This window comes from Enterobacter sp. MGH 37, from assembly GCF_000534515.1.
Taxonomy (GTDB): Bacteria; Pseudomonadota; Gammaproteobacteria; order Enterobacterales; family Enterobacteriaceae; genus Enterobacter; species Enterobacter kobei.
Genome location: NZ_KI973206.1, coordinates 100984 through 122141 on the forward strand (window position 1 = coordinate 100984; position 21158 = coordinate 122141).

Consider the following 21158-nt stretch of genomic DNA (forward strand, 5'->3'; position numbering starts at 1 on the left):
GAACCGGAGCAGACAGAGAGAAAAGGGACGTTGACATCTCGACACCATGTTAAATGTTATAACATAACAATAATGAAAGGTGATTGAGATGTAAATGGCGGGTTTGAAAAGGGAGTGTGGCGAAATGTTTCTGTAAAACGACCCTCTCCCGTGGGAGAGGGTCAGGGTGAGGGCATCAGGCCTGCCCGTCAGAGCGACTTACTGACTAAACGGTGACGCCGCCGGCACGCGGGCCTGCGAGACCGCCAGCCCCAGCTGCCATACGGCCATGGCATAATGAGTGCTGTGGTTATAACGGGTGATGGTGTAGAAGTTCGGCATGCCGTACCAGTACTGATAACCGGTTCCCACGTCCAGACGCAGCAGGCTTACCTGGTCAACATTGCCCAGCGGCTGCGTTGGCGTTAAGCCTGCCGCCGTCAGCTGCGCGACGCTGTATTTGGTTTTAAAGCCGTTTTCCAGACCAAATGCCTCGCCGTTCGCCTGCACGGCTACCTGACCACCTGGCGTCCAGCCGTGCGCTTTGAAGTAGTTTGCCACGCTGCCGATGGCATCCACCGGATCCCACAGGTTGATATGACCATCGCCATTGAAGTCGACGGCATATTGTTTATAGGAGGATGGCATAAACTGGCCGTAGCCCATCGCACCGGCAAACGAACCTTTCAGATCGAGCGGGTCGTCCTGCTCGTTGCGCGCCATCAGCAGGAAGGTTTCCAGCTCGGAAGAGAAATACTCCGCGCGGCGCGGGTAGTTAAAGGAGAGCGTCGCCAGCGCATCGAGGATGCGGGTTTTGCCCATTACGCGGCCCCAGCGGGTTTCCACGCCGATAATCCCGACGATGATCTCCGGCGGCACGCCGTATACCTGCCACGCGCGATTAAGGGCATCTTCATACTGATTCCAGAACACCACGCCGTTTTGCACGTTGTCCGGGGTAATAAACTGTTTGCGGTAGCGCAACCATGCGCCGTTTGGCCCGGTAGGGACCTGTGCCGTCGGTGCCTGTCTGTCCATCAGGCGCAGCACGTAGTCCAGACGCTTTGCCTGGGACAAAATTTCGTGCAGCTGCTGGCGGTCAAAGCCGTGTTTGCTCACCATTTTATCAATGAACTGCTCGGCCGCCGGGTTATTCGCGAAGTCGCCCCCCATCTGCATCATATTGTGCTGCGGCTCCAGCAGGAACCCTCCGGAAGGGGCGCCAGCCGTTTGCTGAACAGCTTCGGTCTTAGGTTTGCTACTGCAGGCAGACAGCAGAATAAGCGCTGGCAACAGCGCTGCATAACGACGCTTGAACATGAGACATCCATTTAACGGGTTCGATAAGAACCCAGTATGGTAAAGCATCCGTAACACCTCAAGGAAGCGGTACGCACCTCTCCAACGCAAATCCGTGCTTTTTTCCACCGGAAATCATTCATCACATCAATTAACTTTCAAAATAATCCATTTTTCTTTCATTGTGAGATCTAAATAACACTTTAAAACCTTTCAAAGTGATTATTATTAGCCCCAGTAATACAAAACAAAAAAGCCCCACAGGAGAGAACAATGATAGAAACCATCACCCACGGCGCCGAGTGGTTCATCGGGCTGTTTCAGAAAGGCGGAGAAGTGTTCACCGGCATGGTGACCGGGATCCTGCCCCTGCTGATCAGCCTGCTGGTGATCATGAACGCGCTGATTAACTTTATCGGCCAGCATCGCATTGAACGCTTCGCTCAGCGCTGCGCCGGGAACCCGCTGTCCCGCTACCTGATTTTGCCGTTCATCGGCACCTTCGTGTTCTGCAACCCGATGACCTTAAGCCTCGGCCGCTTTATGCCAGAAAAGTACAAGCCGAGTTATTACGCCGCCGCCTCTTACAGCTGCCATTCGATGAACGGCCTGTTCCCGCACATCAACCCCGGAGAGCTGTTTGTTTACCTCGGTATCGCCAGCGGCCTTACCACCCTTGGTCTGCCGCTCGGCCCGCTGGCGGTCAGTTACCTGCTGGTTGGCCTGGTGACCAACTTCTTCCGCGGCTGGGTCACAGACCTCACCACCGCCATTTTCGAGAAAAAAATGGGTATCCAGCTTGAACAAAAAGTCCATCTTTCAGGAGCCACAGCATGAACCGGATCCGCATTGAGAAAGGCACGGGTGGCTGGGGCGGCCCGCTGGAGTTCGACGCCACCGAAGGCAAAAAGATCGTTTACATCACCGCAGGCACGCGCCCGGCGATCGTCGATAAGCTGCGTGAGCTGACCGGCTGGGAAGCCGTCGATGGCTTTAAAGAGGGTGAGCCGCCGGAAGCGGAAATCGGCGTGGCGGTGATCGACTGCGGCGGCACGCTGCGCTGCGGCATCTATCCGAAGCGGCGTATTCCGACGGTGAATATCCATTCCACCGGCAAATCCGGCCCGCTGGCACAGTATATCCTTGAAGACATCTATGTGTCGGGCGTGAAGGAGGACAACATCACTCTGGTGAATGGCAGTCCCGCGCCGCAAAAAGTGGCCCCGCGAGATTACGACACCAGCAAGAAAATCACCGAGCAGAGCGACGGCCTGCTGGCGAAGGTCGGGATGGGGATGGGCTCCGCCGTGGCGGTGCTGTTCCAGTCCGGGCGCGACACCATCGACACGGTACTGAAAACCATTCTGCCGTTTATGGCGTTCGTCTCGGCGCTGATCGGCATCATCATGGCGTCCGGCCTGGGCGACTGGATTGCCCACGGCCTCGCCCCGCTCGCCAGCCACCCGCTCGGGCTGGTGACGCTGGCACTGATCTGCTCCTTCCCGCTGCTGTCGCCGTTCCTCGGCCCGGGCGCGGTGATCGCTCAGGTCATCGGCGTACTGATTGGCGTACAGATTGGCCTCGGCAATATTCCGCCACACCTCGCCCTGCCCGCCCTGTTTGCCATTAACGCCCAGGCCGCGTGCGACTTCATCCCCGTCGGACTGTCACTGGCCGAAGCGCGCCAGGACACCGTGCGCGTAGGCGTGCCGTCCGTACTGGTCAGCCGCTTCCTGACGGGCGCGCCGACGGTGCTGATTGCCTGGTTTGTCTCCGGCTTTATCTATCAATAAGAGGTTCCTGCGATGACCGTGATTTATCAGACCACCATTACCCGCATCGGCCAGAGCGCAGCGGATGCGCTCAGCGACCAGATGCTGATTACTTTCCGCGAAGGTGCCCCGGCGGATATCGAAGAGTTTTGCTTTATTCACTGCCACGGCGAGCTTAACGGCGAGCTGAAAGCAGGAAGCCAGCTGGAGCTGGGCGAGACGCGCTATGCGGTAACCGCCGTCGGCGATGTCGCCGAGCAAAACCTGCGCGAACTGGGCCATATCACCCTGCGTTTTGACGGACAGCCGCAGGCGGAGTATCCCGGTACGGTTCACGTAGCGGGCCCGGTTCCGCAGGCTGTCACCCCAGGCTGCACGTTAAAATTTGTTGCGTAATTAAGGAGAAACACATGAGTCAGGTTGCCGTTGTCATTGGTGGAGGACAAACCTTAGGTGAGTTCCTTTGCCGTGGGCTTGCCGCAGAAGGCTACCGCGTGGCGGTCGTGGATATTCAGAGTGAAAAAGCCGCCCGCGTGGCGGACACCATCAACACCGAATTTGGTGAAGGGATGGCGTACGGGTTTGGTGCCGACGCCACCAGCGAGCAAAGCGTAATGGCGCTCGCCCGCGGCGTGGACGAGATTTTTGGACGTACCGACCTGCTGGTCTACAGCGCGGGAATTGCGAAAGCGGCGTTTATCAGCGATTTCGAACTGGGGGATTTTGACCGCTCGCTGCAGGTCAATCTGGTGGGTTATTTCCTCTGCGCCCGCGAGTTTTCCCGCCTGATGATCCGCGACGGTATCCAGGGGCGCATTATTCAGATCAACTCGAAATCCGGGAAAGTGGGCAGCAAGCACAACTCCGGCTACAGCGCGGCCAAGTTTGGCGGCGTGGGGCTGACGCAGTCTCTGGCGCTGGATCTGGCTGAATACGGCATTACCGTTCACTCGCTGATGCTGGGCAACCTGCTGAAATCGCCAATGTTCCAGTCCCTGCTGCCGCAGTACGCCACCAAGCTCGGCATCAAGGCTGAGGACGTGGAGCAGTACTACATCGACAAAGTGCCGCTGAAGCGCGGGTGCGATTATCAGGACGTGCTGAACATGCTGCTGTTTTACGCCAGCCCGAAAGCGTCGTACTGCACCGGGCAGTCGATTAACGTCACCGGCGGGCAGGTGATGTTCTGATCGAGCGGTTTTGCCCGGTGGCGCTAACGCTTACCGGGCCTACAAAAACCTTCAAACCGTAGGCCGGGTAAGGCGCAGCCGCCACCCGGCAATTAAAGGAGTCAATATGGTCACCGCACTCATCACCGTCGCCGCCCTCGCCTGGATCTGCCAGATGGCGTTTGGCGGCTGGCAGATCCATCAGTTCAACCGCGCGTTTGATGCCCTGTGTCAGAAAGGTCGCGTGGGCGTCGGACGTTCCGGCGGACGCTTTAAACCGCGCGTGGTGGTCGCCGTTGCGTTGGATGAACACGATTGCGTATGCGATTCCCTGATCATGCGTGGCATGACGGTGTTTGCTCGTCCGACTAAAATCCAGGCAATCAACGGCATTTCACTGCAGGAATTACGGCCTGATGTGATCTTTCCCCATGATTCAGGCTGTCAGAATGCACTATCATTAGCGCTTAATCTGAAACATGGATAATTTCGTTGTGAAAGCTATAGACTTGCGAAATTATCATTTCGCAACCTAAGGAACGAAGCGCCTATGAAACCACGTCAGCGGCAGGCGGCCATTCTCGAGTATCTGCAAAAGCAGGGGAAATGCTCGGTGGAGGATCTGGCCCACTACTTTGACACCACCGGCACGACAATACGCAAGGACCTGGTATTGCTCGAAAACTCTGGCGCCGTCATCCGAACTTACGGCGGGGTGATGCTGAATAAGGACGAAGCTGACCCGCCTATCGATCACAAAACGCTGATCAATACCCACCAGAAAGCGCTTATTGCCGAGGCTGCCGTTAAATTTATTCACGATGGTGATTCCATCATCCTCGACGCAGGCAGCACCGTCCTGCAAATGATCCCCCTGCTCAGCCGCTTTAACAACATCACGGTGATGACCAACAGCCTGCATATCGTCAACGCCCTGTCGGAATTTGACAGCGAGCAGACTATCCTGATGCCCGGCGGCACCTTTCGCAAAAAATCGGCGTCGTTTCACGGTCAGCTGGCCGAGAACGCTTTCGACCACTTCAGCTTCGATAAGCTGTTTATGGGCACCGACGGCATCGATCTGAACGCAGGCGTCACGACCTTCAATGAGGTATTCAGCGTCAGTAAAGCGATGTGCAACGCCGCACGGGAAGTGATTTTGATGGCAGACTCGTCGAAGTTTGGCCGCAAAAGTCCCAACATTGTCTGTAGCCTTGAAAGCGTTGATAAGCTGATTACCGACGCGGGGATTGATCCGGCGTTCAAAAAGGCGCTGGAAGAGAAAGGTATCGACGTGATCGTAACCGGAGAGAGAGATGAGTGATTTTCTGTTAGAAACGGGCCGCCAGACGCTGATGCTGGAGCTGCAGGAAGCCAGCCGCCTGCCAGAACGTCTGGGCGAGGATTTTGTCCGCGCCGCCAACACGATTATCCACTGCGAAGGCAAAGTGATCGTGGCGGGCATCGGTAAATCCGGCCATATCGGCAAAAAAATTGCCGCGACGCTGGCGAGCACCGGCACCCCGGCCTTCTTCGTGCATCCCGCCGAGGCGCTGCATGGCGATCTGGGGATGATTGAAAGCCGCGATGTGATGCTGTTTATCTCCTACTCCGGTTCGGCCAAAGAGCTGGATCTTATTATTCCGCGTCTGCAGGAGAAATCGGTCGCTCTGCTGGCGATGACCGGCAAATCCCGCTCGCCGCTGGCGCTGGCCGCCAAAGCGACGCTGGATATTTCCGTTGAGCGTGAAGCCTGCCCGATGCACCTTGCCCCGACCTCCAGCACCGTCAACACCCTCATGATGGGTGACGCGCTGGCGATGGCGGTGATGCAGGCGCGCGGATTTAACGAAGAAGATTTTGCCCGCTCGCATCCGGCGGGCGCGCTCGGCGCGCGGCTGCTCAATAAGGTTCATCATCTGATGCGCACTGACGATGCCATTCCCCAGGTCAAGCTCGATACCAGCGTGATGGACGCGATGCTGGAACTGAGCCGCACCGGGCTGGGGCTGGTCGCGGTGTGTGACGACCACGGTAGCGTCCAGGGCGTATTCACTGACGGCGACCTGCGGCGCTGGCTGGTGGGGGGTGGCAAACTGGAAACGAAAGTGTCTGACGCGATGACCAAAGGCGGGCTGACGCTGAATGCCGACAGCCGCGCCATTGAGGCCAAAGAGGTGCTTATGAAGCGCAAAATCACCGCCGCACCGGTGGTGGATGACGCCGGCAAGCTCTGCGGTGCCATCAACCTGCAGGATTTCTACCAGGCGGGGATTATTTAACCCTTCAGCCCAAGACGCTTCGCCAGCCGGTGCAGGTTGGCGACGTCTATCTCCAGCGCCCGCGCGCACGCCGCCCAGCTGCGGTTGTTCTGCTCCAGCGCGCGGGTAATCATCTGACGCTGGTACGCTTCCGTCGCCTCGCGCAGGTTTTCATTTGCATTCTCCGGCACACGCTGAGCCACCGCCTGCACGGCGTCATCGTGCAACGCAAAATGACGCGCGTGGATCACAACCTCATCACCCGCACGCGTCGCCCGCGCCAGCACCACCGCACGGTGAATCGCATGCTCGAGCTCCCGCACGTTGCCCGGCCAGCCGTAGCTCAACAGATGCGCCCTTGCCCCCGGGCTGAGTACCACGCGGGAAAGCCCCATTCTGAGACGGCATTGCTCGCAGAAATAGCCCGCCAGCAGAACCACATCTTCTCCGCGCTCGCGCAGCGGCGGCACGGTAAGCGGGAACACGCTCAGACGGTGGAAAAGATCCGCGCGGAAATGCCCGGCCAGCACCGCTTCTCGCAGGTCGCGGTTGGTCGCCGCCAGCACGCGCACGTCCACCCGTAAGCTGCGGTCATCCCCCACGCGCTGGATGTCACCGTACTGCAATACGCGCAGCAGTTTGGCCTGGAGCGAAAGCGAAAGCTCTCCAATCTCATCGAGAAACAGCGTCCCGTTATCGGCCATCTCAAACTTACCGCTGCGGTTGCTGATGGCCCCGGTAAATGCCCCTTTGACGTGACCAAACAGCTCGCTTTCCGCCACGCTCTCCGGCAATGCGGCACAGTTAAGGTATACGAGCGGGTTGGCCGCGCGTGGTGAGGCTTCATGAATTGACTTCGCCACCAGCTCTTTACCGGTGCCGGTTTCACCGAAGATCAGCACGTTCAGGTCGGATGCGGCGACAATCTCAATCTCTTTTTTAAGCTGCGCTATGCCCGGCGACAGGCCGATCATCTCCGTGTGCGCCACCGGCTCAAACGCCGACGGGCTGCCGGGAAGAATATTCTGACTTTCCAGCTGTTCTATCAGCAACGCGTTATTGAGCGCCCCGGAGGCCAGCGCGGCAATCAGCCTTAACTCTTCATCACTGAAGGTGTCGAACTGGTCCGGCGACATGCCGTCGAGGGTTAATGCGCCAATCAGGTGTTGTCCGGCAAACAGCGGCAGACCGATACAGGCGTGCACCTTCAGGCTCTCCTGCCCCGGGATCAGACCGTCGTAGGGATCCGGCAAGTCGCTGTCCGCCGGGAAACGTACCACGTCACCCGCACGGGCAATGGTTTCCAGCCGCGGATGCCCTTCAAGAGTAAACCGCCGCCCGAGAACATCTTTCGCGAGCCCGTCGATAGCCAGCGGAATAAATTGTCTCCCCTCGTAGCGCAACAGCGCCGAGGCATCGCACGCCAGCACGTGACGCAGCGTGGAGATAAGCCGCTGAAAACGGTCCTGATGACCGATACCGGTTTGCAGTTCAATGGCGATCTTCGCCAGCACATCTACGGAAAAACTCATGGCTGCCTCGCTGTCATTTTGACAATAAATAGTGTCATATTGACCGTCATCAGGATAGTCATAATGACTACTCATCACGAGTTATAGAAAAAATAACCCATTAAAATCAATAAAATAAAAGCTGGCACGCTATGTGATATAGGCAAATCATCTTATTCAAAAACGCTGTATTACGTTGAGGTTGCTATGTCTATTCTGGTTAAAAATAACATTCATTGGGTGGGTCAACGTGACTGGGAGGTGCGTGATTTCCACGGGACGGAATACAAAACGCTGCGCGGCAGCAGCTACAACAGCTATCTTATCCGTGAAGGCAAAAACGTACTGATCGATACCGTCGATCACAAATTCAGCCGCGAGTTCGTGCAGAACCTGCGCAGCGAAATCGATCTCGACGCAATCGACTACATCATCATCAACCACGCTGAAGAGGATCACGCCGGTGCGTTGACCGAGCTGATGTCGTACATTCCGAATACACCGATCTACTGCACCACCAACGCCATCGACTCGATCAACGGTCATCACCATCATCCGGAATGGAATTTCCACACCGTGAAAACCGGCGACTCGCTGGATATCGGCAACGGCAAACAGCTGATCTTCGTTGAAACCCCGATGCTGCACTGGCCGGACAGCATGATGACCTACATGACCGGCGACGCGGTATTGTTCAGCAACGACGCCTTTGGCCAGCACTACTGTGACGAACGCCTGTTCAATGATGAAGTGGATCAGACCGAACTGTTTGAGCAGTGCCAGCGCTACTACGCCAACATTCTGACCCCGTTCAGCCGTCTGGTGACGCCAAAAATCACCGAGATCCTCGGCTTTAACCTGCCGGTGGACATGATTGCCACCTCCCACGGCGTGGTGTGGCGTGAAAACCCCACCCAGATCGTTGAGCTGTACCTGAAATGGGCGGCGGATTATCAGGAAGACCGCATCACGATTTTCTACGACACCATGTCCAATAACACCCGCATGATGGCGGACGCCATAGCCCAGGGCATCAACGAAGTGGATCCGAACGTGGCGGTGAAAATCTTCAACGTGGCGCGCAGCGATAAAAACGAGATCCTCACCAATGTCTTCCGCTCAAAAGGCGTGCTGGTGGGCACCTCCACGATGAACAACGTGATGATGCCGAAAATTGCTGGCCTGGTGGAAGAGATGACCGGCCTGCGTTTTCGCAACAAACGCGCCAGCGCGTTTGGCTCTCACGGCTGGAGCGGCGGCGCGGTAGATCGCCTCTCTACCCGTCTGCAGGATGCAGGTTTTGAGATGTCCCTGAGTCTGAAAGCGAAATGGCGCCCGGATATCGACGCGCTGGAAATTTGCCGTCAGCATGGCCGCGACATTGCCCGTCAGTGGGCGCTCGCACCGCTTCCTGAGGCGTCTGCAAAACCTACCGAACAGCAGGAAGCCTGTGCCTGTGCAGCTGCCGCTGCTGCACACCTCGGCCCACGCATGCAGTGCAGCGTTTGCCAGTGGATATATGACCCGGAACGGGGCGAACCCCTTCAGGACGTTGCCCCGGGCACGCCGTGGTGCGACGTGCCGGATACCTTCCTCTGCCCGGAATGTTCCCTCGGTAAAGACGTCTTTGACGAACTGGGTACGGAGGCAAAATGAATCACGGAATCGTCATCATCGGTTCGGGCTTCGCCGCCCGCCAGCTGGTGAAAAATATCCGCAAACAGGACGCTAACGTGCCGGTGACGGTGATCGCTGCCGACAGCATGGATGAGTACAACAAGCCTGATTTAAGCCATGTCATCAGCCAGAATCAGCGCGCCGAAGACCTCACCCGCCAGACGGCGGGGGAGTTCGCGGAACAGTTTAACCTGCGCCTGTTTCCCTACACCTGGGTTACCGATATCGACGCCGCCGCGCACGTCGTGAAGGCGAAAGACAAAATCTGGCAGTACGACAAGCTGGTGCTGGCCACGGGGGCCTCTGCCTTTGTGCCGCCCGTTGAAGGGCGAGAGCTGATGATCACCCTAAACAGCCAGCAGGAGTATCAGGCAAGCGAAACGGGGCTTCGCGATGCGCAACGCGTGATGATCGTCGGCGGTGGGCTGATTGGTACCGAGCTGGCGATGGATTTCTGCCGCGCGGGTAAAACCGTTACCCTGGTTGACCACGCGGCGAGCATTCTGTCGGCGCTGATGCCCGCAGAAGTAAGCAGCCGCTTACAGCATCGACTGACCGACATGGGTGTCCATCTGCTGCTCAAATCGCAGTTACAGAGTCTGAGCAAAACCGCAGGCGGCATTCGTGGGGCGCTCGACCGCAACCGCAGCGTTGAGGTGGATGCGGTGGTTGCCGCGACGGGTCTGCGCCCGGAAACCGCGCTGGCACATCGCGCAGGCGCCGAAACAGACCGCGGCGTAAAGGTCGACAGCTACCTGCAAACCTCACAGCCGGACATTTATGCCCTGGGCGACTGCGCGGAAATTAATGGCCGGGTGCTGCCGTTTCTGCAACCGATCCAGTTGAGCGCCATGGTCCTGGCGAAAAACCTGATCGGCGTCAGCGCGCCGCTAAAGCTTCCGCCGATGCTGGTGAAGGTGAAAACGCCGGACCTGCCGCTGCACCTTGCGGGAGAAACGCAGCGACAGGATCTGAACTGGCAAATCGCCATTGAATCACAGGGGATGGTGGCGCGCGGCATCGACGCAGATGACCAACTGCGCGCCTTTGTGGTGAGCGAAGAGAGAATGAAGGAGGCGTTCGCGCTGCTGAAATCGCTACCTGCTTAACCGTCGTATTGCCGGGTGGCGCTGCGCTTACCCGGCCTACAAAACAACAAAAAGAGAGTTGAGGCAAAAATTCAGGAGCTCACCACCAGCGCATCGTAGCCGCGCCAGCGGTAGTTGGCCATGGAGATCAGCCAGCAGGCGACAAACAGCCCGACCACCACAAACCCGGCGTTGCCGAGGTTATCGTTCACCGCGCCCACCGCATCCCAGATGCCGCCGCTAAGGGCAAATTTATCCATCAGCAGACCCAGCGCTTCCAGCCCACCAATGAACAGCGCCACCACCACGGAGGTACCGGTAATGGTCATGTTGTAGTAGAGCTTGCGCTGCGGTTTGTTAAACGCCCAGCCGTAGGCACCGACCATCAGCAAATTGTCGAGGGTATCCACCAGCGCCATACCGCTGGCGAAGAGCGCCGGGAAAATCATGATTGACCACACCGACATCCCGCTGGAGGCGCTGGCGGCAGAAATCCCCAGCACGCCAATTTCAGTGGCGGTATCAAACCCGAGACCAAACAGGAAGCCCACCAGGTACATCTGCCAGCTTTTATTGACGAGGCGGAAGGTTTTGCCAAACAGCCAGCTCATCACCCCACCCTGGGCGGGAAGCTCCACGTCGCTGCGGGCCGCATGCCCCTTTTTCAGCGCCTGGAAACTGCACCATACGCCGCGCAAAATCACCATATTCACCAGCGCCATCGCCAGCAGGAAGGTGGCGGAAACGGCGGTGCCAATCAGGCTCCCGGTCTCGTGGAACCATGCCATATTTTTCTGAAACGCCGTGGCGGTGGCGGCGATAGCGATGGAAGCCAGCACCACGATGGTGGAGTGCCCCAGCGAGAACCACGCCCCCACGCCGGACGGGCGTTTGCCCTGCTGCATCATCTTACGCGTCACGGTATCAATGGCAGCAATGTGGTCGGCATCCACCGCATGACGCAGCCCGTAACACCAGGCCAGCAGACTTGCCGCCATCAGCGCCGTACTGCCGCTGAAGGTGTGCCATGCCCAGCCCCAGGCCAGCAGATTTGCCATTACCAGTGCCAGCAGCAGAAGCGCGGCGCGAGGTTCATTGCGTAACAGTCGTAACATTTTAAATCCTTTGTGAACATGACCGGGCAGCGGCGACCACCGCCTGCCCGAAGGAGATCGCTCCGTCACCTGCAGGCAGGCGCGAAGGAAAAAGAAGCGTAAAGTCAGAAAGATAATGCCGCAGGCGCGCGCGCAGCAGGCGGTTATGTAACACACCGCCACTGAGGCAGATTGTTGAAAGCGATAAGCGTCGGGCATGGGATGCGGCATGCTCCGACAGCCCTCTGGCCAGCGCATCGTGAAACGCCCACGCGCGCTCGCAGGGCTCCGCCTGCCAGGCAAGCCACTGTTGCCAGAAAAGTGCAAGGTCGTCCACCGACAGCGTAACCGGGTGTTTCACACCGTTGCACCGTGCCGCCAGCGCCTCCAGCCTGCAGGCCGCTTCGCCTTCGTAGCACTGCGTATCGATGCCCAGCGCACAGGCAACCGCATCAAACAGGCGTCCACAGGACGAGGCCCGCGGCGCGTTGATGCCACGCTGGATCGCCGTCGCCAGTAGCGGCCAGTTCTGGCCCTGCACTGCCCGCGTCTCCGGGAACTGCTGCCAGTCAGGCACAAAGGCCAGGCAGTGGGCGAGCAAATTGCGCCACGGCTGCTTCGCTGCCAGATCGCCCCCCGGCAGCGCAACGGCAGGCAGGCCACCCAAATGTTCGCAGTCGACATAGTTCACCCGCAGGCACTCTCCGCCCCACAGCGCGCCATTCTCGCCCATGCCGATCCCGTCCAGCGTCAGGGCGATAACGTCCCCACCGCCGAGCGGCCAGCCATTTTCAGCCAGACACGCCGCCGCATGGGCATGATGATGCAGCACGGTTTCAACGGGCAGCCCCTGCTCCAGCGCCCACTGACGGGCGTGATACGCCGGATGGGCATCGCACACGACACGCGCGGGCTTAAAGGCATAAACCTGTTGCATCATTGCCAGCGCCGAACGCCACTGTGCGTCGACCCCCTCGTCACTGAGATCGCCAAAATGCGGGCTCAACACAGCCTGATTTCCGCGCACCAGGCAGAAGGTATTTTTCATCTCTGCCCCGGTAGACAATATGGCAGGGATATCGTCAAACCCGGCGGGTAACGTGATGGCATCCGGCACAAAACCGCGCGCGCGACGCAGCATCGCGCCATCCCGATCCACCACCGAATCATCCATCCGTTGCAGAATATCGCGGTTGTGCAGCAGGAAGCCGTCAGCCATGTCGCGGAGCGCATCCAGCGCTTCCTGATTCGTCATCGCAGGCGGGCGGCCGCTGAGGTTACCGGAGGTCATCACCAGCGGACGCTGGCAGTCCATCATCAGTAAATGCTGAATCGGATTCGCAGGCAGCATCACGCCGACACAATCTAGCCCCGGCGCAATGGCCTCAGGCAGCGCGGGAAGCGAGGCTTTGGGCGTCAACACAATGGGCGCAGCAGGAGAGCGTAGCAGGGTCTGCATCGCCTCCGGCAGGTCATCCGCATCGGGGATCATCACCGCCAGCGGCTTCGTCGGGCGCTGTTTGCGTGCCCGTAGCGTCGCCACCGCCTGCGGGTTAAGCGCGTCGCAGGCAAGGTGAAAGCCTCCCAGCCCCTTGATGGCGACAATACCGCCGCTTTTTAGCTTCTCCACTGCGGCGCGTAATGCCGGTTCGCGCGTGGCGACGCTTTCCCCGGCTCGCCACATCAGCGCTGGCCCGCAGTCCGGGCAGGCCACCGGCTGAGCGTGAAAACGCCGATCGGCCGGGTTGCGATACTCGGCTTCACACGGTGCGCACAGCGGGAAGTCGGCCATTGACGTGGCCGGGCGATCGTAGGGCATGGCGCGGATGATGGTGAAGCGCGGGCCGCAATGGGTACAGTTGATAAACGGGTAACGATAACGGCGCTCGCGGGGATCGCGCATCTCCGCCAGGCACGCCGGACAGGTGGCGGCATCCGGCACGATTTGCGTGTCCATCGCTCCGCTCTCGCTCTGGCGGATGGTAAAATCCGTCGGCAGAGCGGACCAGCTAAAGGGCTGAGTGTCTACGTCGTCAATCCGCGCCAGCGGTGGGCAGTCCTGGCGCAGCCTCGCGATAAAGTCCCCCCCATTACCCGCGAGACGCACCAGGACACCCTCTCCGTCGTTACAGACGTCGCCCGTCAGCATCATCTGGTGCGCCAGCTGCCAGACAAAGGGACGAAACCCCACGCCCTGCACTTTGCCACGCACCCGAAGCTGTACGCCGTTAACGCGCATTGCGACTTAAAACAGCAGCGATGACGAGGTGTCAAACGCCGCACGACGGCGTTTTTCTGCGCTCATCTGCTCGAGCTTGTCGCGATCCACGCAGACCAGCGCGTGGGTCGGGCAGGCTTCCATACAGGCCGGGCCAGCTTCACGGTGGTAGCAAAGGTCGCATTTGTTGGCCTCGGCTTTCTCCGCCCGCACGCTCAGGCCCATACCGCTGTTGCGTACTACCGGACGGACAACCACTTCCATCGCGCCATACGGGCAGGCGACCACGCAGGTTTTACAGCCAATGCAGCGCTCCTGCATCACATGCACAAAGCCCTTCTCGCGTTTAATCGCCCCGTTCGGGCAGACGTTCGCGCACGGTGCGTCTTCGCACTGGCGACAAATAGCGGCGGTGGAAATATTCACGCCTTTAATGACGTGGATGCGTGGCAAAAACGTGTCGGGGGTAAGTGATGCGCAATCCTGCTCCGCCTGATGGGAAACCACGCACGCCACTTCACAGGTACGGCAACCAATGCACTTACTGGCATCGGCCATAATAAAACGGTTCATCTGCTTCTCCAGCATTACAGTTATGCGCGGAGCTATTCATAAACCGTGCCAATTATTAAACAATTGATTTTAAACGACTTTAAAAATCACAGTCGCGCTGTCATCGTCACTTATGACGATGACAGCTGTCGACATCAGCAGTGGGGGCCGTCAGTCACGGAGTCGCGCAGGATAAGCTCGCCGGAGAACGTTTGCTGATATTTGAATTCACCGCCGTCGAGCATGAAAATCAGACGACTGATGGTTTCCTGGATCATCTCCGTGACCGGAATACGCACGCTGGAGAGCGAAGGCACAATGTACGGCGCTATCGCCACGTCGTCGAAGCCGATGACTGACACCGCGTCCGGCGTGGCAACGCCGCTCTCGTGCAGCTGTTTAATGGCGCCAATCGCCATGTCGTCATTGCTCGCCACCAGCGCCGTAAAGCGTTCGCCGCGTGCGAGCAGTTCGGATACCGCCGCCGCGCCGCTGGCCGGGTTCCACTTCCCTTCGGTGATAAGCTCGTCGCGCAGGGCAATACCGTGCTGCGTCAGCGCATCTTTGTAACCGGACAGTCGCTCAACGCCGGTCGGGGAATCCAGCGAACCGGTGATAAACGCAATCTCCCGGTGCCCTTTTGCAATCAGCTGCGACACCGCGTCCTGACAGGAAGCTTTATGATCGGACCAGACGCTGTGGCTGCTGTTTTTCCGCAGGCGGCGGTTGAGCACCATAATCGGCTGCTCACACTTCTCGACGATCGCATCCAGTTCATCCACGTTCAAAAAGCGCGGGTAGATGATCACCGCGTCGCAGCGCATATCGAGCAGATACTGGATCGCCTCGCGCTCTTCATCGGCGCTGTGCTTGCCGTCCGCGAGGATCAACTGCCGCCCTTTCTCTTCCGTCATTCGTGCGGCATGAAACAGCAGTTCGCTAAAGTAGACGCCGTGATAAAGGGTGTTCGTCACCACCAGCCCCAGGGTCTGGGTACGTTTGGTCGCCAAGTTTCGCGCCAGTAAATTCGGGCGATAACCGCTCTCTTCAATGGCCTGAAAAACCCGGTCTTTGGTCTCCTGGCTGACATAGCCATTTCCCGACAGCACGCGGGATACCGTCGCTTTCGAAACGCCTGCCCGCTTCGCCACTTCAAGCATCGTGGTCATGTTGTTATTCCATCTGAATCTGATGAAGCGCAGTGTACTGCACTGCAGAAAAATTGTCGCAGCGGCGAAATCACGCTTTCGCTACCGACCAGTGATCATCATCACGAATTGAAAAAATGACCAAAAAGCGATCTTGTTTCACTCAAAGAAACTCATGATGATTATGTGGAACCGGTTTCCTACATTTCACACAACGATAACAGGATCACATCCGATGGCCAAAAATTACGCTGCGCTGGCGAACGACGTTATCAGCGCGCTGGGCGGCAAAGAGAACATCGTCGCCGTCACCCACTGCATGACGCGACTGCGTTTCGTTCTGAAAGACGAAACCCTCACCGACGCCGCGCGCCTGAAAAGCATCAGCGGCGTGCTTGGCGTAGTGCGTAACGACAACCAGTGCCAGGTGATCATTGGCAACACGGTTTCTCAGGCCTACCGCGAAGTGGTCAGCCTGCTGCCCGTTGACCTGCAGCCCGCGGTGCCTGAAGGCCCGCAGAAGCTGACGTTACGCCGCATTGGCGCCGGGATCCTCGACGCGCTGATCGGCACCATGTCGCCGCTGATCCCCGCGATCATCGGCGGTTCGATGGTCAAGCTGCTGGCGATGATCCTTGAGATGACCGGCGTGCTGCCAAAGGGCGCGCCAACGCTTACCATTCTGACGGTGATTGGCGACGGGGCATTCTTCTTCCTGCCGCTGATGGTGGCCGCCTCGGCGGCAGTGAAATTCAAAACCAATATGTCGCTGGCGATCGCCATTGCGGGCGTGCTGGTGCACCCGAGCTTTATCGAACTGATGGCGAAAGCCGCGCAGGGCGAGCATGTTGAGTTCGCCTTTATCCCGGTGACGGCGGTGAAATACACCTACACCGTTATCCCCGCGCTGGTGATGACCTGGTGCCTGTCTTACATCGAACGCTGGGTCGATCGCATTACCCCGGCGGTGACGAAAAACTTCCTCAAGCCGATGCTGATCGTCCTGATTGCCGCCCCGCTCGCCATCGTGCTGATTGGGCCGCTCGGGATCTGGATCGGGAGCGCTATCTCCGCACTGGTTTACACCATTCACGGCTATCTGGGCTGGCTCTCCGTCGCCATCATGGGCGCACTCTGGCCGCTGCTGGTCATGACGGGGATGCACCGCGTCTTTACGCCAACCATCATTCAGACCATTGCCGAAACGGGTAAAGAAGGGATGGTCATGCCGTCAGAAATCGGCGCCAACCTGTCGCTCGGCGGTTCGTCTTTAGCGGTGGCATGGAAAACCAAAAACCCGGAACTGCGCCAGACGGCGCTGGCTGCGGCGGCTTCTGCCATCATGGCGGGGATCTCTGAACCGGCACTGTACGGTGTGGCGGTACGTCTCAAGCGTCCGCTGATTGCGAGCCTGATCAGCGGCTTTATCTGCGGCGCGGTGGCCGGCATCGCGGGTCTTGCCAGCCACTCCATGGCGGCGCCGGGGCTGTTTACCAGCGTGCAATTCTTCGATCCGGCCAACCCGATGACCATCGTCTGGGTATTCGGCGTGATGGCGCTGGCAGTTGTGCTGTCGTTTGTTCTGACCCTGCTGTTAGGGTTTGAGGATATCCCGGTCGAAGACGAGGCCGAAAAAGCGCGCGCTCTGCAGACCGCGGCGGTACAGAACAACGCAGCAAAAGCATAAATTGAAAGCGAGGTAAGAATGTCTGTTTTTCCACAAGGATTTTTATGGGGCGGCGCGCTTGCCGCTAACCAGAGTGAAGGTGCTTACCGTGAAGGCGGCAAAGGACTGACGACGGTCGATATGATCCCCCACGGCGCCAATCGTCTGGCGGTGAAGCTCGGCAAGGAAAAGCGTTTTTCGCTGCGTGACGACGAGTTTTACCCGAGCCACGAGGCGATTGATTTTTACCATCGCTATAAAGAAGACATTGCCCTGATGGCGGAGATGGGCTTTACGGTATTCCGCACCTCGATTGCCTGGAGCCGCCTCTACCCGAACGGTGACGAACCGCTGCCGAACAAAGAGGGCATAGCCTTTTACCGCGCGGTATTTGAGGAGTGCAAAAAGTACAACATCGAGCCGCTGGTGACGCTCTGCCACTTCGACGTGCCGATGCACCTGGTGACGGAATACGGTTCCTGGCGCAACCGCAAGATGGTCGACTTCTTCGCCCGCTACGCCCGCACCTGCTTTGAGGCGTTTAACGGGCTGGTAAAATACTGGCTGACTTTCAACGAAATCAACATCATGCTGCACAGCCCGTTCTCCGGTGCCGGGCTGGTGTTTGAGGAAGGTGAAAACGAAGATCAGGTAAAATATCAGGCCGCGCACCACGAGCTGGTGGCGAGCGCGCTGGCAACCAAAATCGCTCACGAGGTGAACCCGGAAAATCAGGTGGGCTGCATGCTGGCGGGCGGTAACTTCTATCCGTACTCCTGCAAACCGGAAGACGTGTGGATGGCGCTGGAGAAAGACCGCGAGAACCTGTTCTTTATCGACGTGCAGGCACGCGGCCGCTATCCGGCCTACTCGGCTCGCGTGTTCCGTGAGAAAGGCGTGGTCATTGTCAAAGACCCCGGCGATGACGAGCTGCTGAAAAACACCGTCGATTTTGTCTCGTTCAGCTATTACGCCTCGCGCTGCGCGTCGGCGGATATGAACGCGGGCAACACCAGCGCGGCAAACATCGTGAAGTCCCTGCGTAACCCGCACATTCAGGTGAGCGAATGGGGCTGGGGCATTGACCCGCTTGGCCTGCGCATTACCATGAACATGATGTACGACCGCTACCAAAAGCCGCTGTTCCTGGTGGAAAACGGCCTGGGTGCGAAAGATGTCATTGATGAAAACGGCGAGATTAACGACGACTACCGCATCAGCTATCTGCGCGAGCATATCCGCGCGATGGGTGATGCGATTGAGGACGGCGTGCCGCTGATGGGCTACACCACCTGGGGCTGTATCGACCTTGTTTCAGCGTCTACCGGCGAAATGAGCAAACGCTACGGGTTCGTGTACGTTGACCGCGACGATGCGGGGAACGGCACGCTGGACCGGAAGCGCAAGAAATCGTTCTGGTGGTATAAGAAGGTGATTGCGAGTAACGGGGGCGATCTCGAGTAGCCTGTTGCCCTCACCCCGGCTCTCTCCCACAGGGAGAGGGAACGGGTTTGGTAGGCCGGGTAAGGCGAAGCCGCCACCCGGCACTGCTCAGAGCGGAGAAAACCCCCCGTCCCCAACCCACCCTTCAAGCCGTGAATAAACCACTTCCACCGCCTCTTTTACCGGCGGCGTCATCGGGTAATAAAACCCAACAATGTCCGGCTGAATCCCCAGAAACAGCACCTCACCCACGTCGTCCTTGATCTGATCCACCAGATAATTCAGCGGCATATTGTGGGTCGTCATCATAAACATCCCGGCAATGTCGTCCGGGTCAATGAGTCGGATCTCTCCGGGGTTGAGCCCCATATCGGTAGCATCGACAATCAGCAGCCTCTCCGGGCGCAGCTCGCGGATGGCGACCACGTCATTTTCTGGCGCGCTACCGCCGTCAATCACCACCCAGTTGCCCTGAGGGTTCGCGGCGCACATCTCTGCCAGCAGCGGGCCCGCGCCGTCGTCGCCCATCATGCTGTTGCCGACACACAGTAAAACGTCAGTCACGTAATCTCCTCACCATCAGGTAGATGGCACTCTCCTGATGAATATCATGCAGCATGCCGAGCAACGTTTTGCTCCACGCCTGCTGTTCGGCGGATTGCCTGCTCAGCGCCGCATCAAAGGCGTTGGCGAGCATCGCAATGTGGTTGGCATCGATGACGATCTCACCGTACTTTGGCACGCCTTCCATTTTACGCCGCGCCGTGCTGCCCTCCTCCAGCGTGGCGATCCACGCCAGATACTCAGGCCAGGGGCAGCTCAGCGCGGCCTCCAGACAGTCAATCACCCCGAGGTGATGCCCAATCGCCAGGCTGTAATAGACCACCTGCTGCGCCGCATCCGGCGTGGCATCGTTCTCATCAATAAACTTACGGCTCAGTTGACTGAACACCACCGTTTCACTCATCGGATACGCGCCTCGTCCACAATGCTGTTCAGGTTCGCCACAATCTCATTCAGACGCGGATCGTTTTCCGCCTCCAGCCAGCGGGCTACCTGCTGCTCGCCCTGGCTCAGCAAACGCAGATAATCGTCGGCAATCTGACGACCATAACGGTAGCCCGCCAGCCTGCGCGCCGTACGGTCGACCTTCACCCGCAGCGGCTGCACCATATCCGGATGGAGGAGCATCGCGGGCTGGTTGTCGAGCTCGCCCGGTTCACGGGCGTGGATTTTCTGCTCCAGCAGGCCAAGCGCCATCGCAAAGCCGTACAGCGTGGCGGCAGGCGTCGGCGGGCAGCCCGGAATATAAACATCCACCGGTACGATTTTGTCGGTGCCGCCCCAGACGCAGTAGAGATCGTGGAAGATGCCGCCGCTGTTGCCGCAGGCACCGTAGGAGATGCAGATTTTCGGGTCTGGTGCAGACTGCCAGGCACGCAGCGCGGGCGAGCGCATGGCACGGGTGACCGCCCCGGTAAACAGCAGAATATCCGCATGGCGCGGAGACGGCACCACTTTGATACCGAAGCGTTCAGCGTCAAACAGCGGCGACAGCGTAGCGAAGATCTCGATCTCGCAGCCGTTACAGCCGCCGCAGTCCACGCGGTAGACGTAGGCCGAACGTTTGATTTTTTTCAGCAGCGACGCCTTCATGCTGGCAATGGATTCCTCCACCGTCATTGGCACCGGCATGCCATTGTCGTCGCGCGGGCCGAGTAAGTGTTCCATCAGCTGGCCTCTCTCATATGGCGGGTGATATCAATCCGGTCGGACGGCAGCAGGCATTTCTGACGCTTACACTCCGGGCAGGTTTCAAAACTTTCACGGTGATGTTCCGCCCGGACGTCACCGTTGTGCTGCAGCAGCGCGATGGCGTAGTCGATCTCTTTTTGCACGGCGAACGGACGCTTGCAGACGCGGCAGTGACACAGCGTGAAACGCGACTGCTGGAGGAAATCGGCTTTCTTCCACACTGCCAGCTCGTACTCCTGCGACAGGCGAATGGCGACCGTCGGGCAAACTTCCTCGCAGCGGCCGCAGAAAATGCAGCGTCCGAGGTTAAACTGCCAGGCCAGTTCGCCGGTTTTGAGATCCGTTTCCACCGTCAGGGCATTCGACGGGCAGGCATTGACGCAGGCCGCGCAGCCTATGCACTGCTGCGGATTGTGCTCCGGCTTGCCGCGAAAGTTTTTATCGACCGGCATCGGCTCCAGCGGATAACGGCTGGTCTGCGTGCCGGTTTTGATCACTTTTTTGATAAAGGTAAACATGACGAGTC

The 21158-nt window shown here is 58.7% G+C and carries 21 protein-coding genes; 11 read left to right on the forward strand and 10 right to left on the reverse strand.

What is annotated here, in order from left to right; genetic code table 11:
* Positions 1-198: 198 nt before the first annotated feature.
* Entirely contained in the window at positions 199-1299 is a 1101-nt protein-coding gene (gene mltB / locus L383_RS10595) for a lytic murein transglycosylase B (protein WP_023331153.1), read from the reverse strand.
* Positions 1300-1551: 252 nt separating this feature from the next.
* On the opposite strand from mltB, the gene srlA reads away from it, so the two are divergent.
* The 7 genes from srlA to gutQ all read left to right on the forward strand — a co-directional run bounded on the left by srlA (position 1552) and on the right by gutQ (position 6501).
* The gene (gene srlA / locus L383_RS10590) at positions 1552-2115 is read left to right on the forward strand and encodes a PTS glucitol/sorbitol transporter subunit IIC (protein ID WP_023331154.1); all 564 of its coding nucleotides are present in this window, start codon (positions 1552-1554) and stop codon (positions 2113-2115) included.
* On the forward strand, positions 2112-3071 hold the full coding sequence (locus L383_RS10585; protein WP_014884986.1) for a PTS glucitol/sorbitol transporter subunit IIB: 960 nt from the start codon (positions 2112-2114) through the stop codon (positions 3069-3071). Before srlA ends, L383_RS10585 begins: the two co-directional genes overlap by 4 nt.
* A 12-nt stretch (positions 3072-3083) precedes the next feature.
* The gene (srlB, locus tag L383_RS10580) at positions 3084-3446 is read left to right on the forward strand and encodes a PTS glucitol/sorbitol transporter subunit IIA (RefSeq protein ID WP_014884987.1); all 363 of its coding nucleotides are present in this window, start codon (positions 3084-3086) and stop codon (positions 3444-3446) included.
* A gap of 14 nt (positions 3447-3460) precedes the next feature.
* A complete protein-coding gene (srlD, locus tag L383_RS10575) occupies positions 3461-4240 on the forward strand; it encodes a sorbitol-6-phosphate dehydrogenase (protein WP_014884988.1) in 780 nt (259 codons plus the stop codon).
* Positions 4241-4346: 106 nt separating this feature from the next.
* Positions 4347-4706, forward strand: coding sequence for a transcriptional regulator GutM (gene gutM / locus L383_RS10570; RefSeq protein ID WP_023331155.1), 360 nt, complete (start codon positions 4347-4349; stop codon positions 4704-4706).
* Between the two features lie 63 nt (positions 4707-4769).
* Complete coding sequence (locus tag L383_RS10565; RefSeq protein WP_014884990.1) at positions 4770-5543, forward strand: glucitol operon DNA-binding transcriptional repressor SrlR; 774 nt, start codon at positions 4770-4772, stop codon at positions 5541-5543.
* Positions 5536-6501 (forward strand): arabinose-5-phosphate isomerase GutQ, encoded by a 966-nt coding sequence (gene gutQ / locus L383_RS10560; RefSeq protein ID WP_023331156.1) that lies wholly within the window; start codon positions 5536-5538, stop codon positions 6499-6501. The genes L383_RS10565 and gutQ overlap by 8 nt, the downstream gene beginning before the upstream one ends.
* Here the strand turns inward: gutQ and norR are convergent.
* Entirely contained in the window at positions 6498-8012 is a 1515-nt protein-coding gene (norR, locus tag L383_RS10555; protein ID WP_023331157.1) for a nitric oxide reductase transcriptional regulator NorR, read from the reverse strand. The genes gutQ and norR overlap by 4 nt on opposite strands.
* Positions 8013-8198: 186 nt before the next feature.
* Here norR and norV point away from each other — a divergent pair, with 186 nt between their 5' ends.
* Complete coding sequence (gene norV, locus L383_RS10550) at positions 8199-9647, forward strand: anaerobic nitric oxide reductase flavorubredoxin (protein ID WP_023331158.1); 1449 nt, start codon at positions 8199-8201, stop codon at positions 9645-9647.
* Positions 9644-10777: an NADH:flavorubredoxin reductase NorW gene (gene norW, locus L383_RS10545; protein ID WP_023331159.1), complete on the forward strand. Its 1134-nt coding sequence runs from the start codon at positions 9644-9646 to the stop codon at positions 10775-10777. Before norV ends, norW begins: the two co-directional genes overlap by 4 nt.
* 71 nt (positions 10778-10848) lie before the next feature.
* On the opposite strand, the gene L383_RS10540 is transcribed toward norW, so the two are convergent.
* From L383_RS10540 to L383_RS10525, 4 genes are all read right to left on the reverse strand, one after another.
* Positions 10849-11871 carry a HoxN/HupN/NixA family nickel/cobalt transporter gene (locus L383_RS10540; RefSeq protein WP_023331160.1) on the reverse strand — a complete coding sequence of 341 codons (1023 nt, stop codon included), beginning with the start codon at positions 11869-11871 and terminating at the stop codon, positions 10849-10851.
* Between the two features lies 1 nt (position 11872).
* Positions 11873-14089, reverse strand: coding sequence for a carbamoyltransferase HypF (gene hypF / locus L383_RS10535; RefSeq protein WP_023331161.1), 2217 nt, complete (start codon positions 14087-14089; stop codon positions 11873-11875).
* Between the two features lie 6 nt (positions 14090-14095).
* Positions 14096-14641, reverse strand: a complete 546-nt coding sequence (gene hydN, locus L383_RS10530) for an electron transport protein HydN (RefSeq protein WP_008499565.1) — start codon at positions 14639-14641, stop codon at positions 14096-14098.
* A gap of 134 nt (positions 14642-14775) precedes the next feature.
* On the reverse strand, positions 14776-15789 hold the full coding sequence (locus L383_RS10525) for a LacI family DNA-binding transcriptional regulator (RefSeq protein ID WP_023331162.1): 1014 nt from the start codon (positions 15787-15789) through the stop codon (positions 14776-14778).
* A 214-nt stretch (positions 15790-16003) separates the two neighbouring features.
* Here L383_RS10525 and ascF point away from each other — a divergent pair, with 214 nt between their 5' ends.
* Both ascF and L383_RS10515 read left to right on the forward strand, forming a co-directional pair.
* Entirely contained in the window at positions 16004-17455 is a 1452-nt protein-coding gene (ascF, locus tag L383_RS10520; protein WP_023331163.1) for a PTS cellobiose/arbutin/salicin transporter subunit IIBC, read from the forward strand.
* A gap of 18 nt (positions 17456-17473) precedes the next feature.
* The gene (locus tag L383_RS10515) at positions 17474-18898 is read left to right on the forward strand and encodes a 6-phospho-beta-glucosidase (protein ID WP_023331164.1); all 1425 of its coding nucleotides are present in this window, start codon (positions 17474-17476) and stop codon (positions 18896-18898) included.
* An 87-nt stretch (positions 18899-18985) separates the two neighbouring features.
* On the opposite strand, the gene hycI is transcribed toward L383_RS10515, so the two are convergent.
* The 4 genes from hycI to L383_RS10495 are packed head-to-tail and all read right to left on the reverse strand — an operon-like array spanning position 18986 to position 21150.
* Entirely contained in the window at positions 18986-19441 is a 456-nt protein-coding gene (hycI, locus tag L383_RS10510; protein ID WP_014884999.1) for a hydrogenase maturation peptidase HycI, read from the reverse strand.
* Positions 19434-19844 carry a formate hydrogenlyase maturation HycH family protein gene (locus tag L383_RS10505; protein ID WP_014885000.1) on the reverse strand — a complete coding sequence of 137 codons (411 nt, stop codon included), beginning with the start codon at positions 19842-19844 and terminating at the stop codon, positions 19434-19436. The genes hycI and L383_RS10505 overlap by 8 nt, the downstream gene beginning before the upstream one ends.
* Complete coding sequence (locus L383_RS10500; protein ID WP_014885001.1) at positions 19841-20608, reverse strand: NADH-quinone oxidoreductase subunit B family protein; 768 nt, start codon at positions 20606-20608, stop codon at positions 19841-19843. The genes L383_RS10505 and L383_RS10500 overlap by 4 nt, the downstream gene beginning before the upstream one ends.
* Entirely contained in the window at positions 20608-21150 is a 543-nt protein-coding gene (locus tag L383_RS10495) for a formate hydrogenlyase complex iron-sulfur subunit (protein ID WP_023331165.1), read from the reverse strand. The genes L383_RS10500 and L383_RS10495 overlap by 1 nt, the downstream gene beginning before the upstream one ends.
* Positions 21151-21158: the final 8 nt, after the last annotated feature.